This window comes from Psychrobacter sp. 1U2 (assembly GCF_051847575.1).
Map to the genome: position 1 here is coordinate 1 of NZ_JBPYDC010001415.1, position 606 is coordinate 606.

A 606-nucleotide genomic window follows, 5' to 3' on the forward strand; every position below is an offset into this window, starting at 1 on the left:
GATTCTAGCAATGGATGCTCAGAACTTGGCTGACCTGCAAGCATTAAAAGATAGTATTAATAATACATCGCAAGCGCCTCTAGCTAAATTGGCATTATTTAGCGAAGAAGATCCTACTTATGGCGGCGACGACGTTCCAGATCCTTATAAGGGTGATGGAGATGATTTTGAAGACGTCATTGAACGTGTTGAATCGAGCGCCAAAGCATGGATTGAAAGCTGGAAAGCCATGTAAGGGAGATTTAGATTTCTCAGCATCACGATACCAAGCACTAAAACTTAAGCATTTTATCTGCTTTTATACCGTATATCCCTTATAATAGCCAGCGTATTAAAGTCTAGCTTATACCTGGCTACTGCTTTGATGTTTTTTATTTATTTGTCTAATAGGTCGTGTTATGACTACAGATTTGCACCATGCTCCTAATGCTCAGTACGATTGCTTGCATGATCTGTCTTACGCCAACACAATGGCGCTCGCTTGCATCGCTGACACTGTAGTGACTTTGACAAGCGAGGCACAGTTAGACCATTTTATGGCAAGTTATACAGACGATAGTGAACTTAATTCCTCATTGTTTGTGCTATCTGGTGGTAGCAACGTCT

1 protein-coding gene and 1 pseudogene are annotated in these 606 nt (G+C 41.1%); both read left to right on the top strand.

Annotated elements, in window-relative coordinates:
• Window positions 1–235, top strand: a 235-nt coding sequence (locus ACS8FD_RS22395) for an arsenate reductase/protein-tyrosine-phosphatase family protein (RefSeq protein WP_459252174.1), incomplete at its 5' end; no start/stop codon positions are given.
• 163 nt (window positions 236–398) lie between these two features.
• Window positions 399–606, top strand: a pseudogene (locus tag ACS8FD_RS22400) (hypothetical protein); the annotation flags it as partial.